This is a genomic window from Microbacterium sp. NRRL B-14842 (genome assembly GCF_050470785.1).
Map to the genome: position 1 here is coordinate 1 of NZ_JBFLUM010000089.1, position 12,156 is coordinate 12,156.

The window sequence follows — 12,156 nt, forward strand, 5'->3', positions numbered from 1 at the left end:
GCCCATTGCAAGATTCCCTTCTCGCCACGGGAACCTGTGCCAAGAGGCGCGGACGCGATGACCGCTGGTGTGGGGTGTGCTCAGCGTTTCACACTTCTGCCCGTTCTCCTACCCGACCGGGGTGTCGTGCGTCGTCGCGTGTCTCCCCGTTTCAGGCCACCGGATCGAGAAGCGTGGGATCGGACGGGTCGACGGTGCGGGTGTTGCTCACCTTGCGGTCCACGACGTGCCGCGGAGCGTCGCCGCGACGTCGGCGGAGGTGTGATCGAGCATTGCCAGCGTGTCCAACTTGGTCTGCCCGGCGAGCTTCTCCGGTGTGAGCCAGGCGTCCCACGTGTCGGGGGTCAGGAAGGCGGGCATCCGGTCGTGCACCTCGCCGCCGGCGTCGCGCGCCTCCCTGGTGACGACGACGAAGCAGCGCACCTTCTCGCCCTCGTGCTCCATCGACCAGGTGAGGCCGGCGGCGGCGAGCAGGCCGTCCCCGTGGAGGAAATGCGGCGTCTTGTGCCCTTCTCACCTGTCCACTCGAAGTACCCGCGCATCGGGACGAGGCAGCGGGCCGCGGAGAACGCCGGCGCCCAGAATCCGGCGGCGAGCTTCTCCATCCGTGCATTGATCAGCGGGGCGCGCTGGGGACGGTTGGGGGGACTCTGCCAGTCCCACCGCACGAGTTCGAGGATGTGGCCCTCACCCCGGTCCCGGACGATGGGGGCGCTCTCGGTGGGCGCGATCGAGTAGGCGCCGTGCCAGGACTTCCACCAGTCCTCCGGTCGGCCGCCCTCGGGACGAACTCCCGGATCAGCTCGTCCGTCGTCGCGTCGTTCGCGAATCGTCCGCACATGTCGTCGCCTCCCTGTCGTCGGTCACCCGACCGCGGCCGGTATCGCCTCCATCATGGGCATGGCGCGGACATCCGGTCAGACGACCTCGATCACCGTGCCGGCGGTGAGGCTCGACAGCTGGGCGAAGGTCAGCGGCATGACGGTGTGCGGATGGCCCGCCGCCGCCCAGATCGCGTCGTGCTGCTGCAGGGCGCTGTCGATGAAGGTGGGGAGGGGTGCGGGATGGCCGACGGGCGCCACGCCGCCGATCGCCTGTCCTGTGGCCTCACGGACGACGGCGGGTTGCGCCATGGCCACCGCACGCGCCCCGATGCTCCGCGCGAGAACGGCGAGATCCGCCCGGTGCCCGCCGCTGGTCATGACGAGGACGGGGCGGCCGTCGGCGAGGAAACGAGACTGTTGGCGATCGCGGCGACGTCGCAGTCGATGGCGGCCGCCGCCTCCGCAGCGGTGCGTGCCGAGTCCGGCAGGACCCGGATCTCGGTCTCGACACCGGCCGCAAGGAGGTGCTCCTGCACCCGTCGGCTGCGCTCGGGAGGAAGAGGGGTCGCTCATGCCCCCACGGTAGTCGAGCGGTCAGCCGGCGTCACCGACGAGGATCGCCGCCGCGTCCTCCGCGGTCGCGTCTGCAGGTTCGTCGTCGATGTGCGCGAGGACCTTCCGGCCGAGGAGGATCGTCAGCGCTGCCAGAAGGACGGCGGCGGCGGCGAAGAGGTACGGCACGGTCGCGCTGAACAGGTGCCACAGGAGCGCCGCGATCGGCGGGGCCATCGCGCCGCCGAGGAAGCGGACCGCGGAGTAGGCCGAGGAGGCGACGGAGCGGGGGAGGTCGGTCGCCTCCATCGGCTTCGGTCAGCACGGTGTTCATGACGCCGAGCAGCAGCCGCCCACGATGATGCACACGACGAGAGAGGCAGGTTCGGCGACCACCAGCCCCGCGACGACGAGGTCGACGGCGAGCAGCGGCAGCACGGTGAGGATGACGTGGGTCCTCGCATCCGCGCGATCAGCACGGGCGCGACCCACACGCTGGTGACCGCGAGGGCGACGCCCAGCCGAAGAACGTCAGGCCGATGCCCATGGTCCCCGAAGCCCAGGGGGAACGGCGAGAACGCCAGCAGCACGAAGAAGCCGATGTTGTAGAACAGGCGGCCACGGCGAGGATCGCGAGAGCGGGACGGCGCAGAGCGGTGAAGGGGGCGGAGAACTTCACGGGGGTGCGCTTCTCGCCCGGCCCTCGCAGCAGCACCAGGACGGCGATGAACGCGATGGCCATCAGGCGACGACGCCGAAGAACGGTCCGCGCCAGCTCTGCTCGCCGAGGATGCCGCCGAGCAGCGGGCCCACGGCGATGCCGAGGCCGAGAGCAGCCTCGTACAGCACGATCGCCGCACTGCTGCCGCCGGATGCCGCGCCGACGATGGTGGCCAGCGCGGTCGAGATGAACAGCGCGTTGCCCAGACCCCAGCCGGCCCGGAATCCGATGACGGCGTCGACGCTGCCGCTGATCGCGCAGAGGAAGGCGAACACCACGATCAGGCCGAGTCCGACCAGGAGCGTGGCCTTGGCGCCGATCCGGCTGGAGATCCAGCTCGTGACGAGCATCGCGAGGCCGGTGACCAGAGGTAGCTGGTGAACAGAGCTCCGTCTCGACCGCGTCGCTTCCAGGGACTCCGCGATCGCCGGGAGGATCGGATCGACGAGGCCGATGCCCATGAAGGCGACGACGCACGCGAAGGCGACGGCCCACACCTGGGCGGGCTGCTTCCAGACCGATGGGGTGCGGGATGCGGGGGCGGTGTTCAACGGATCTCTCCTGTCCGGTCTGCGGAGGTGCGGGCGGCGAGGATCTCTGCCGCACGGGTGAGGGGCGTGCCAGTCATCGTCGTCGAGGTCGGCGAACCGCGGCGCGATCGTCTCCGGAACTCGGAGCGCCAGGCAGTCAGGGCCGCCGTCCCGTCCCGGGTCACGGCGACGACCGGTGGCACGGGATGTCGTCGGCATCGGGGGAGCGATGCACGAGACCCCTGCGTTTCGAGCGTGCCGAGCAGCGGGTCATCCCGGCTGCGTGGTGCGAGCTGCTGCGGCGAGCTCGCCGACACGGCGGGGACCGGACTGATCGAGCAGGCTGAGCACCCGCCACTGCGCCGCGGGGGCGTCGTTCCCTGCGTCCTGGGCGGCGATGCGGCCCAGCGCGTACCCCGACAGGACGAGTGACGGGATGACCTCCGAGCGATTCATACCAGAAAGTTATATACCTACTGATATGTATCGAGGTCACCGCCGGGCGTGGGCGATCCTCGCCGAGAGCTGATGGGCGTGGCGAGGAGGATCCGGCCCAGCTCGGCCTGACGCTCCGGGCCGAAGCGGAAGGCGACACCGGTGAGGCTGAGCGCCACTCCGGGCGCCCTGCACGTCGAACACCGCCGCGCCGAGGCCCCAGCTCCCCTCGACGATCAGGCCGGGGTTGACGGCGAATCCGCGTTCCTTCGTCTCGGCGAGGCGCTTCCGCAGCGGGCGCTCGCCATGAGCGCGCCCCAGCTCTCGACGAGCTCAGGATGGCGCTCCAGATAGGCATCCACATCATGGTCGGGGAGGAACGCGAGGATCGCGAGGCCGGCGCTCGCCACTCCGAGCGGAAGCGCACCCCTCGCTCAGCACGAAGGAGCGGATGGGAACGAGCCCTCCTCGCGCAGCAGGCAGACCGTCTCGTCCGCGCGCCGGACGGGAGAAGAAGGCGCTCTCCTCGGTCTTCACGGCGAGCGACCGCACGATGTCCCGGGCCAGGGCCGTCACGTCGTATCGAGCGGCGGCCACGGATCCCATGAGGAAAAGCTCGGGTCCCGGCATCCAGCGGCTGCTGTCGCCGTCCCGGTCCACGAGCCCCTCCACGCGCAGGGCGCTGAGCAGGGCGATGCGTCGTGGGGCGGGAGAGACCGGCGCTGCCGGCGAGTTCCTGCAGGGTGGCGCCGTCGGTGCCGGCGGCCGTCACCAGTCGCAGGAGCCGCGCCGCCCGCGCGACAGCCTGAGTGCCGGGACGGGGTTCGTCGCAGTGTCCACATCGTGGACGCTAGTGGCGGGGCGTCCACATCGCAAGAGGGAGCTGGCCGTGACTCCGCCGGGGCGGGAGGCTGGTGGGACACGGAACCGAAGGGAGCAGACGTGATCGACAAGCAGTGGAATCCGCGGAGGCCGCCGTCGCCGACATTCCGGACGGCGCTTCGCTCGCCGTCGGAGGCTTCGGACTCTTCCGGGAACCCGATCGCGCTCATCGAAGCGCTCCTCGCACAGGGCACGACCGACCTGAGCGTGGTGAGCAACAACTGCGGGTGGACGGACTGGGGCTCGGCGTGCTGCTCGCCGCGCAGCGCATCCGCAAGATGACCTCGTCGTACGTGGGGGAGAACAAGGAGTTCGAGCGGCAGTTCCTGTCCGGGGAGCTCGAGCTGAGCTGACGCCGCAGGGCACGCTCGCCGAGAAGCTGCGAGCGGGAGGATCCGGGATCGCCGCGTTCTACACCAGACGGGCGTCGGCACCCAGGTGGCCGACGGGGGCCTGCCCCGCCGGTATCACCCCGACGGATCGATCGCGGTGGATCACCGCCCAAGGACGTGCGCACGTTCGCGGTGCACGGCGAGCCCCGCGAGTTCGTGCTGGAGGAGCCATCACCACCGACTTCGCCCTGTGCATGCGGCGCGCGGCGACCGGCACGGCAACCTCGTGTTCGCAAGGCAGCCGAACTTCAACCCGCTCGCCGCGATGGCCGGACGCGTGTGCATCGCGCAGGTGGAGCGGCTCGTGGAACCGGGGGAGCTGGATCCGGACACGATCCACTTGCCCGGGGTCTTCGTGCACCGGATCGTCGAGGTCGGCGAGGACATCCCCAACGGCATCGAGCGGCGGACCGTCGCCGCGGAAGAGCCTGACATGGCGCTCACCAGAGATCAGATGGCCGCGCGCGCTGCGGTCGAGCTCCCGGACGGCGCGTACGTGAACCTCGGCATCGGCCTGCCCACGCTCGTCCCGAACCACGTCCCGTCCGACGTGACCGTGGTGCTGCAGTCGGAGAACGGCATCCTCGGGGTCGGGCCCTACCGCGGGAGACGAGGTCGACCCGGATCTCATCAACGCGGGGAAGGAGACGGTGACCACGCTCCCCGGAGCGGCGTTCTTCGACTCCGCCCTCAGCTTCGGCATGATCCGCGGCGGGAAGATCGATGCCGCCATCTCGCGGGCGATGCAGGTCTCTGCCTCCGGCGACCTCGCGAACTGGATGATCCCGGGCAAGATGGTCAAGGGCCCCGGGGGCGCCATGGACCTCGTGCACGGCGCCGGACGGGTGATCGTGCTGATGGAGCACGTCGCCAAGGACGGCTCGGCGAAGATCGTCGACGCCTGCACGCTGCCGCTGACCGGCCGCGGCGTCGTGGACCGGATCATCACGGACCTCGCGTGATCGACGTGACGCGGGGAGGCCTCGTGCTGGTCGAGGTCGCGCCCGATGTCACGGTGCAGCAGGTACGGGAGGCCACGGAGCCGTCCTCCGCCTCGCCCCGGAACTGGAGAACGGAAGGACCGAGCAATGAGTGAGAACGATGTCGTCATCGTCGCCGCGGCGCGCACCCCGCAGGGCCGGCTGAAAGGACAGCTCGCCGCCTTCACCGCGCCGCAGCTCGATCGTTCGCGATCCGCGCGCCCTGGAGCAGGGGGAGTGGATCCGGCAGACGTCGACGCGGTGATCGTGGGACAGGTGCTCGCCGCCGGATCCGGGCAGAACGCCGCCCGTCAGGCGGCGATCGGCGCAGGGATCGGCTGGGACGTGCCCCGCGCACTCCGTGAACAAGGTGTGCCTGTCCGGGCTCACCGCGGTGATCGACGCGGCGCGCATGATCCGGACGCGGGGACGCCGAGGTGGTCGTCGCCGCCGGCATGGAGTCCATGACCCGCGCGCCGCACCTGCTCATGGGATCGCGCGACGGCTGGACCTACGGCACCGTCGAGGTCCTCGACCACATGCCTACGACGGGCTGACGGACGCCTACGACCGGAGAGCATGGGCGCGTCGACGGAACGGCACAACGCGCGATACGAGCTCACCAGAGAGATGCAGGACCAGGTGGCGCGCTCTCGCATCAGCGGGCCGCCGCCGCCCAGGAGGCGGGTGCTGGACGCGGAGATCGTCGCCGTCGAGGTGCCGCAGCGCAGGGGCGAGCCCGTGCGGGTGACCCGAGACGAGGGGGTGCGCCCCGAGACCACGGTGGAGACCCTCGCGGGACTGCGTGCCGCCTTCGCCGAGGGCGGGTCGATCACCGCAGGCAACTCGTCCCAGATCTCGGACGGCGCCTCCGCCGTGGTCGTCACGACGCGTGGGACGGCCGAGGCCAAAGGCTGGCCGGTGCTCGTGACCGTCGGGGCGAGCGGCCAGACCGCCGGCCCGGACAACTCGCTCCAGGCGCAGCCGGCGCGGGCGATCGAGCAGGCGTGCCGAAAACAGGGCATCACGCCGCAGGATCTGGATCTCGTGGAGATCAACGAGGCGTTCGGGGCCGTGGTCGCCCGCTCGCAGACCGAGCTCGGCTGCACGGCGACATCGTCAACGTGCACGGCGGCGGCATCGCGATCGGTCATCCGATCGGCGCCTCCGGCAACGTCTCGTGGTGCACGTCGCGCACGAGCTGGCCCGCCGGGGGTGGCGGAACCGCGGCGGTCGGCCTGTGCGGCGGCGGCGGTCAGGGCGAGGCGCTGATCCTCACCCGTTGACGCGGGAGGCGCGGGGGTGCGTCCAGGACCGCTTGTCCTGGGCGTGCCCCTGCGCATCGGCGAGGGCCTTCTGCGAACGGAACTGCAGACGCTGCGCCTTCTTGGACTCTTCACCGACTGTGGGGAGTCGGCGTCCCACCGGCACGCCGTGGCGTTCGCGGCGCATGTCGACGACCGCGCCGACCGCGAGCGCCATCGTGATGCCCCAGCTCACCCACGACAGGAGCGAGCGCCAGGTGATGGGTTCATTGCGGGTGCCGCGCAGCAGCGAGATCCCAGCCGAGATCGCGGCGACGAGTCCGGTGCTGAAGAGGTAGCGCATGCCCCTACGGTACCCGCAGCCGGGGCGCGGGGACGGAGCCTTGACAAGCCGGGGGAGAGGCTGGCAGGGCGTCCGTCCAGGGCCACCGGATATCATGGGAGGGTCGCGGTTCACCCGCGGCCGCAGAAACCGTGTATCTACCGGCCGTCGGCGTCTCCGGCGACAGCGGCGGCACCCGACACGCGTCATCGACGCGCGAGAGCCATGACACACACCAGCACCACGCCTGACACCGCCGAGCCGAGCCTCTTCCGCCTCGCCGGCCTGCCGTACTTCCTCATCGCGTTCATCGCGCGACTGCCGTTCGCCATGATGGTGGTCGGCGTCCTCACCGTCGTCGTGTCGGGCGCGGGGGTCGCTCTCCCTCGGCGGACTCACTTCGGCTGCGGTCGGTCTCGGTACCGCCTGCTTCGGACCGCTCCTGGGCGCCGCCGCCGACCGCTTCGGTCAGCGCACGGTCCTCCTCGCGCTCGCCGTGGGCAACGCGGCGATGCTCCTGCTCTTCACGGCGGTCGTCTACGGCCCGGCCGCTGACGGGTTCGTGCTCCTCGCCGCGATCGGCATCGGCGCGACCGCGCCCCAGGTGGCGCCGCTCTCGCGCTCCCGGTTGGTGACGATCTCGGCGAGTGGATGCCCGCGGAGCGCCGCGCGCGCACCGTCTCCGGCACGATGGCGTACGAGTCGGCCGCGGACGAGACCGTCTTCGTCTTCGGGCCCTTCCTCGTGGGTGTGCTCGCCTCGGCGCTCGCGCCGTGGGCCCCGCTGGTCGGGGCCGCCGCGCTGACCCTGGTGTTCGTCGGAGCCTTCGCCCTGCACCCGAGCGGGCGGCACGTCTCCCAGGACCGCACCGACGACGGTCGGGCACCGTCCGCCGTGTCCGACCTGTTCCGTCCGCAGCTCCTCATCGTCGTCCCTCGGCATCCTCGGCGTCGGGATCTTCTTCGGCACCATGCTCACCACGCTCACCTCGTTCATGGCCGACCTCGGAGCCCCGGAGCAGGCGGGGCTGCTGTACGGCGTGATGGGCGTCGGCTCCGCGCTGCTGGCCCTCGCGTCGCCTGGCTCCCCGTCCGGTTCTCCCTGCGCGCGCGCTGGCTCGTGTTCTCGGGGATCCTGCTCGCCGGATCGCTGCTCCTCGGCATCGTCGACTCCCCGGCGGGCATGATGCTGGCCCTGGCCATCATGGGCATCGGCATCGGTCCGACCCTCGTCACCCAGTACAGCTTCGGAGCCGCTCGAAGCCCCCGTGGCCGGTCGGCGACGGTGATGACGATGCTCGGCTCCGGCGTGATCGTCGGTCAGTCGATCGGCGCCGCGGTGGCGGGGAGATCGCTGAGAGCCTCGGCACCTCCGCTGCGCTCGTCCTCCGATGATCGCGGCCCGGCATCGCGTTCGCGGCGGGCCTCGGGAACTGGGCTCTCAGCGGTGTGCACCGCGCGGCGTCCGCTGTCAAGCCTGAGGGAGGACCGGCGGTCGGCGCGCATCCTCGATAGGTTGAAGCTACTGGACCGAGGAGTGCCCCTGTGACCGCTGCTGATTTCGTCGTCGTCGCCAACCGCCTCCCGGTGGACCGGGTCGTGGCCCCGACGGCGAGGAGACCTGGCGGACGTCGCCCGGCGGGCCTCGTCGCCGCGCTCGAGCCCATGATGCGCCGCGTACACGGCGCCTGGGTCGCTGGCCGGGCCAGCCCGACGTGGAGCTCGAGGCCTTCGACGCCGACGGCATCCACCTGATCCCGGTGGCGTTGAGCTCCGACGAGGTCGCCGACTACTACGAGGGCTTCGCCAACGACACGATCTGGCCGCTGTACCACGACGTCATCGCGCCGCCGCAGTATCACCGCGAGTGGTGGGACGCGTACGTGCGGGTGAACCGACGCTTCGCGGAGGCGGCCGCGGCCGCGGCCGCGCAGGACGGCACCGTCTGGGTGCACGACTATCAACTCCAGCTGGTGCCGCAGATGGTCCGCGAGCTGCGCCCCGACGTCACCATCGCTACTTCCACCACATCCCCTTCCCGGCCCACGGCCTCTATGCCCAGCTTCCCTGGCGGGGACCAGGTGCTGCGCGGACTGCTCGGCGCCGACGTCATCGGCTTCCAGCGGGCGCAGGACGCGACCCTACTTCCTCACCGCGGTCCGGCGCCGGCTGCGCCTACGAGTGAAGGGGTCGAGCATCGCGGTCCCGGATGAGGGGGGCTCGCGGACGGCCATCGCCAAGGCCTTCCCGATCTCCATCGACACCGCCCCGTACCTCGAACTCGCCGCCCGCGAAGACGTCAGGGCGCGGGCCGCGGAGATCCGCGCCAGCCTCGGCAACCCCAAACGCATCCTCCTCGGCGTCGACCGCCTGGACTACACCAAGGGCATCGGGCACCGGATCAAGGCATACGGCGAGCTCCTCGAAGACGGCCGCCTGGACGTGGAGGACGTCACCCTCATCCAGGTGGCGAGCCCGAGCCGGGAGCGGGTCGACGCCTATGCGCACCTCCGGGACGAGATCGAGCTCGCGGTGGCCCGCATCAACGGCGACCACGACACGGTCGGTCACTCCGCCATCCGCTACCTCCACCAGGGGTACCCGCGCGAGGAGATGGTCGCTCTGTACCTCGCGGCCGACGTCATGCTCGTGACAGCGCTGCGTGACGGCATGAACCTGGTGGCGAAGGAGTACGTGGCCACCCGGACAGGACAACCCGCGGCGTCCTCGTGCTCAGCGAGTTCACCGGCGCGGCGGACGAGCTCCGCCAGGCCGGTGCGCGTCAACCCGCACGACATCGCGGGCCTCAAGGGACGCGATCATGGAGGCGGTGGAGATGTCCCCCGCCGAGCAGGCGCGGCGCATGCGCTCCCTCCGCCGCCGGTGCTGGACAACGATGTGAACGCCTGGTCGTCATCCTTCCTCGACGCTCTGGCCGACGTCCGCCGCCGCTGACCGCACTCCCTGCACACCTTCTTCTCGATCGGAGACACCGTGACGCGCCCCTGGATCCCCGGAACCGCCGACGCCGACCTCACCGCCCTCGCGACGACGCCGCGCTTGGTCGTGGCCCTCGACTTCGACGGCACCGCGTCCCCGCTCGTCGCGGACCCGATGGCCGCGCGGGCGCTGCCGGAGGTCGCCGTGCAGATGGCCCGTCTCGCGGCGATGCCCGACACGATCGTCGCCTACGTCTCCGGTCGCAGCATGCACGACCTCAGAGAGATCACCGAGCACACCGACGACTCCGTGGTCGTCCTCGCCGGCTCCCACGGCGCGCAGTACTGGTTCCCCGGTGAGGGTGCCGCCGACGCCCCCGGGGGACACGACCGAGCTCGGGGCGCGCGAGGAGCTGTGGGCCGCCGCGCAGCCGATCATCGACCGCTACGAGGGCGCGGAGCTGGAGCCGAAGACCTTCGGCATGGGGCTGCACACCCGTCGCGCGGACCGGGAGACGGAGGAGAGGGTCTTCGCCGAGATCGACGCCCTCGTCGCCGAGCGCTTCCGCAGTGGCGCCGGCGCGCCGGCCATCGGGTGCTGGAGTTCTCGTCGCGGAACGAGGGCAAGGACGCCGCGATGATCGCCCTTCGGGAGCGCTTCGACGCGACGGGCATCCTCTTCGCCGGTGACGACGTGACAGACGAGGATGCGATGCGTGTGCTGCAGGAGGGCGACCTCGGTGTGCGCGTCGGACCGGGGTAGAGCGCCGCGACCCTCCGTGTGGACTCTCCACAACAGATCGCCGCGCTTCTGGAGACGCTCGCGAACGAGAGGGCCGTCGCGCAGGAATAGACTCTCGTCATGTCCTCGCATGATCCTCCACCAGCGCGCCCATCGACATCAAGCACCCGCAGTCGCGTCGTCACCGACGGCATCGAGGCCACGACCTCCCGCGGCATGCTCCGCGCGGTCGGGATGGGGACGCCCGACTGGGACAAGCCGCAGATCGGTATCGCGTCCAGCTGGAACGAGATCACGCCCTGCAACCTGAGCCTCGACCGGTTGGCGCAGGGGGCGAAGGAGGGCGTGCACTCCGGCGGTGGCTACCCGCTGCAGTTCGGCACCATCTCCGTCTCGGACGGCATCTCGATGGGCCATGAGGGGATGCACTTCTCGCTCGTGTCGCGCGAGGTCATCGCCGACTCGGTCGAGACCGTGATGATGGCCCGAGCGCCTCGACGCTCCGTCCTGCTCGCGGGCTGCGACAAGTCGATCCCCCGGCATGCTCATGGCCAGCGCGCGCCTCGACCTGTCGAGCGTCTTCCTCTACGCCGGGTCGATCGCGCCGGGGCTGGGTCAAGCTCTCCGACGGCACCGAGAAGGACGTCACGATCATCGACTCGTTCGAGGCGGTCGGCGCCTGCCGTGCCGGCCTCATGAGCGAGGAGGACCTCAAGCGCATCGAGTGCGCCATCGCTCCCGGTGAGGGCGCGTGCGGCGGCATGTACCACCGCCAACACATGGCCTCCGTCGCCGAGGCGCTCGGGCTCAGCCTGCCGGGCTCCGCCGCGCCGCCCGCTGCCGACCGCCGCCGCGACTATTCGCGCACCGGTCGGGCGAGGCCGTCGTCAACCTGCTCCGTCAGGGCATCACGACGCGCGACATCCTCACCAAGGAGGCGTTCGAGAACGCGATCGCTCTCGCGATGGCCCTCGGCGGCTCGACCAACGTCGTGCTCCACCTCCTCGCGATCGCCCGGAGGCCGAGGTCGAGCTGAGCCTGCACGACTTCAACCGCATCGGCGACAAGGTCCCGCAGCTGGCCGACATGAAGCCGTTCGGCAAGTACGTCATGAACGACGTCGACCGGCACGGCGGCATCCCCGTCATCATGAAGGCGATGCTCGACGAAGGGCTGCTGCACGGCGACGCGCTCACCGTCACCGGCAAGACGCTCGCCGAGAACCTCGCCGAGCTCGACCCGCAGCCGATCGACGGCGAGGTCATCCACACCTTCGACAACCCCATCACGCCACCGGCGGCCTGGACGATCCTGCACGGGTCGCTGGGCTCCGGAGGGTGCCGTGGTCAAGACCGCCGGCTTCGGACGCGGCCGTCTTCGAGGGTCCCGCGCGGGTCTTCGAGCGCGAGCGCGCCGCCATGGACGCTGGTCGCCGCGGGGACCATCGAGCCGGGACGGTCATCGTCATCCGGTACGAGGGCCCCAAGGCGGACCGGGTAGCGCGAGATGCTCGCCATCACCGCGGCCATCAAGGGGCGCGGGGCTCGGAAAAGATGTACTACTCTTGACGGAC

The 12,156-nt window shown here is 70.8% G+C and carries 12 protein-coding genes and 6 pseudogenes; 12 read left to right on the forward strand and 6 right to left on the reverse strand.

Features of this window, described 5'->3' with window-relative positions:
- Positions 1-207: 207 nt before the first annotated feature.
- The 5 genes and pseudogenes from AB1285_RS26305 to AB1285_RS26325 all read right to left on the reverse strand — a co-directional run bounded on the left by AB1285_RS26305 (position 208) and on the right by AB1285_RS26325 (position 3,083).
- Positions 208-839, reverse strand: a pseudogene (locus AB1285_RS26305) (SOS response-associated peptidase).
- A 78-nt stretch (positions 840-917) separates the two neighbouring features.
- Positions 918-1,202, reverse strand: a complete 285-nt coding sequence (locus AB1285_RS26310; RefSeq protein ID WP_429978209.1) for a YbaK/EbsC family protein — start codon at positions 1,200-1,202, stop codon at positions 918-920.
- The gene (locus tag AB1285_RS26315) at positions 1,199-1,360 is read right to left on the reverse strand and encodes a hypothetical protein (protein ID WP_429978210.1); all 162 of its coding nucleotides are present in this window, start codon (positions 1,358-1,360) and stop codon (positions 1,199-1,201) included. Before AB1285_RS26315 ends, AB1285_RS26310 begins: the two co-directional genes overlap by 4 nt.
- A 58-nt stretch (positions 1,361-1,418) precedes the next feature.
- Positions 1,419-2,648: pseudogene (locus tag AB1285_RS26320) on the reverse strand (MFS transporter).
- 249 nt (positions 2,649-2,897) lie between these two features.
- Positions 2,898-3,083: a hypothetical protein gene (locus AB1285_RS26325; RefSeq protein WP_429978211.1), complete on the reverse strand. Its 186-nt coding sequence runs from the start codon at positions 3,081-3,083 to the stop codon at positions 2,898-2,900.
- Between the two features lie 935 nt (positions 3,084-4,018).
- On the opposite strand from AB1285_RS26325, the gene AB1285_RS26330 reads away from it, so the two are divergent.
- From AB1285_RS26330 to AB1285_RS26355, 6 genes and pseudogenes are all read left to right on the forward strand, one after another.
- Complete coding sequence (locus AB1285_RS26330; RefSeq protein ID WP_429978212.1) at positions 4,019-4,297, forward strand: CoA-transferase; 279 nt, start codon at positions 4,019-4,021, stop codon at positions 4,295-4,297.
- 265 nt (positions 4,298-4,562) lie between these two features.
- Positions 4,563-4,649, forward strand: a pseudogene (locus AB1285_RS26335) (hypothetical protein); the annotation flags it as partial.
- A 120-nt stretch (positions 4,650-4,769) separates the two neighbouring features.
- Positions 4,770-5,432, forward strand: a pseudogene (locus AB1285_RS26340) (3-oxoacid CoA-transferase subunit B).
- Positions 5,425-5,784, forward strand: a complete 360-nt coding sequence (locus AB1285_RS26345; protein ID WP_429978213.1) for a hypothetical protein — start codon at positions 5,425-5,427, stop codon at positions 5,782-5,784. The pseudogene AB1285_RS26340 and the gene AB1285_RS26345 overlap by 8 nt, the downstream one beginning before the upstream one ends.
- On the forward strand, positions 5,781-5,873 hold the full coding sequence (locus AB1285_RS26350; protein WP_429978214.1) for a hypothetical protein: 93 nt from the start codon (positions 5,781-5,783) through the stop codon (positions 5,871-5,873). Before AB1285_RS26345 ends, AB1285_RS26350 begins: the two co-directional genes overlap by 4 nt.
- Positions 5,874-5,946: 73 nt before the next feature.
- Positions 5,947-6,602, forward strand: a pseudogene (locus AB1285_RS26355) (hypothetical protein).
- On the opposite strand, the gene AB1285_RS26360 reads toward AB1285_RS26355, so the two are convergent.
- The gene (locus AB1285_RS26360) at positions 6,592-6,924 is read right to left on the reverse strand and encodes a hypothetical protein (RefSeq protein ID WP_429978215.1); all 333 of its coding nucleotides are present in this window, start codon (positions 6,922-6,924) and stop codon (positions 6,592-6,594) included. The pseudogene AB1285_RS26355 and the gene AB1285_RS26360 sit on opposite strands and share 11 nt — an antisense overlap.
- A 630-nt stretch (positions 6,925-7,554) precedes the next feature.
- Between AB1285_RS26360 and AB1285_RS26365 the strand changes: the two genes are divergently transcribed.
- From AB1285_RS26365 to AB1285_RS26390, 6 genes and pseudogenes are all read left to right on the forward strand, one after another.
- Positions 7,555-8,451, forward strand: a complete 897-nt coding sequence (locus tag AB1285_RS26365) for a hypothetical protein (protein WP_429978216.1) — start codon at positions 7,555-7,557, stop codon at positions 8,449-8,451.
- Positions 8,448-8,657: a hypothetical protein gene (locus AB1285_RS26370; RefSeq protein ID WP_429978217.1), complete on the forward strand. Its 210-nt coding sequence runs from the start codon at positions 8,448-8,450 to the stop codon at positions 8,655-8,657. Before AB1285_RS26365 ends, AB1285_RS26370 begins: the two co-directional genes overlap by 4 nt.
- Positions 8,618-9,115 (forward strand): trehalose-6-phosphate synthase, encoded by a 498-nt coding sequence (locus AB1285_RS26375; RefSeq protein ID WP_429978218.1) that lies wholly within the window; start codon positions 8,618-8,620, stop codon positions 9,113-9,115. Before AB1285_RS26370 ends, AB1285_RS26375 begins: the two co-directional genes overlap by 40 nt.
- Positions 9,084-9,857, forward strand: a complete 774-nt coding sequence (locus AB1285_RS26380; RefSeq protein ID WP_429978219.1) for a trehalose-6-phosphate synthase — start codon at positions 9,084-9,086, stop codon at positions 9,855-9,857. Before AB1285_RS26375 ends, AB1285_RS26380 begins: the two co-directional genes overlap by 32 nt.
- Before the next feature lie 39 nt (positions 9,858-9,896).
- Positions 9,897-10,604: a trehalose-phosphatase gene (locus AB1285_RS26385; RefSeq protein ID WP_429978220.1), complete on the forward strand. Its 708-nt coding sequence runs from the start codon at positions 9,897-9,899 to the stop codon at positions 10,602-10,604.
- A gap of 99 nt (positions 10,605-10,703) precedes the next feature.
- Positions 10,704-12,156 (forward strand): annotated as a pseudogene (locus tag AB1285_RS26390) (dihydroxy-acid dehydratase); the annotation flags it as partial.